Source organism: Synechococcus sp. R6-5 (genome assembly GCF_047461775.1).
Lineage (GTDB): Bacteria > Cyanobacteriota > Cyanobacteriia > Thermostichales > Thermostichaceae > Thermostichus.
Map to the genome: position 1 here is coordinate 1 of NZ_JANSHV010000403.1, position 1,727 is coordinate 1,727.

Below are 1,727 nucleotides of genomic sequence, written 5' to 3' on the forward strand. Positions count from 1 at the left end.
GCCTAGCGGTTGATGTCGGGTAGTTTACGCTCATCCTGACCGGCTTTCTTGGCAGCGACGCCCAAGGACATCTGCTTTAGGACATCTGCTTTGACATGCTCGATAGGACCCCGTCCCGCTGCCGCAGTGGATCCCAGGGCTTGGAGCCTTGAGGAGAAAGTGGGGCAACTGTTTCTGGTTTATTTTGAGGGAGCTGAGTTTTCCTCCGCTCTCGAGGAGATGATCCGGGACTACCACGTGGGCGGGCTGATCTTCTATTCGATTGCCGGCAACATTCAAACGTTGCCTCAGGTGGCCCAGCTCATTGCCGCCGCTCAGGCACAGGCCCGTGTCCCCCTATGGATAGCCATTGATCAAGAGGGGGGGCCGGTGGTGCGCCTTACCGAGGGGGTGACGGTGTTCCCCAGCGCCATGGCAGTGGCAGCAGCGGGATCCCTGGCAAAGGCGGAAGCTATGGCCCGTGCGGTGGGAACGGAGCTGAAAAGTTTGGGGTTTAACCTCAACTTCGCCCCTGTTGTGGACGTGAACAGCAACCCCCACAACCCCATCATCGGCATCCGAGCCTTTGGGTCAGACCCGAAACAGGTGACAGATTACGGCCTCGCCCTGTGGCGCGGCTATCGGCAAGCCGGGATCCTCTGTACGCCCAAACATTTTCCCGGCCATGGGGACACCGATATGGATTCCCACCTGGGGTTGCCGCGGGTGGATCGCCCTCTGGAGGCGCTACAGACCACGGAATTGCGCCCGTTTCAGGCTTTGATCCGGGCAGGGGCAGAGGCGATGATGACGGCGCATGTGGTGATGCCGGCTCTGGGATCCGTCGGCGACAGCGGGACGAAGTCCTTGCAACCGGCAACGCTGGCCCCTGAGGTGGTGTCCGGCTGGCTGCGGCAGAAGCTGGGTTTCAAGGGTCTTGTCCTGACGGATTCCCTGACCATGGGGGCCATTGCCCGCACCTACGGCATTCCCGAAGCGGCAGAACTGGCCTTTAGGGCAGGAGCCGATGTGCTGGTGTTTGGGGCAGATCCCGGCTTTAGCCCGGCCATCCAAAAAGAAGCCTATGCCCATCTGCTGCGGGAGTTCCGTGCCGGTCGTTTGTCGGTTGAGCAGTTGGATCGGTCAGTGGAGCGAATTTTGACCTTGAAGCGGCGCTACGGATTGGGATCCCCCTGCCCCCCTTTCCCCCCTGCCGGCTTGGAAAACCACCGGGCACTGGCCCGCCAAATCGCCCAAGACAGCATCACCCTAGTACGGGGATCCCTGCCTCCCTTGGCCCCTGACCCGCTGCTCATTACCCCTGTGCCTCTTCTGGGGGATCTTTTCCAAAATGTCTGGCCCGGTGCTCAGGTTCTCAAGCTCAGCCCAGAGCCTACCCCTGAGGATTTGCAAACAACCCTGCAAGGGGCGTCAAGAGCTGACCAAGTGCTGGTGGGATCCCTTGATCTGTTTCGTTACCCGCTTCAGAAGGAGTTGCTGGCGGACTTACTGGGATCCCTTCCGCCGGAAAAGGTGATTGGGTTGGCCTTGGGATCCCCCTACGACGCCTTTGCCCTGCCCCAGATCCCGGTCTATTTGGCCTGCTACGGCACTACCCCCGTCTCTCTACAGGCGTTGCTGCAGGTGTTGTTGGGACAGATCCCGGCCCAGGGTCGCTTGCCGGTTGGATCCCACTTGGAGGGATCCTGGTCGCGTTAGCGGAGCTGATACATTTACGCTGAACACTG

General features: G+C 60.7%; 1 protein-coding gene. It reads left to right on the forward strand.

From position 1 onward, the window contains the following. Window positions 1-159 precede the first annotated feature (159 nt). On the forward strand, window positions 160-1,698 hold the full coding sequence (locus NW818_RS13995; RefSeq protein WP_414424907.1) for a glycoside hydrolase family 3 protein: 1,539 nt from the start codon (window positions 160-162) through the stop codon (window positions 1,696-1,698). Window positions 1,699-1,727 lie beyond the last annotated feature (29 nt).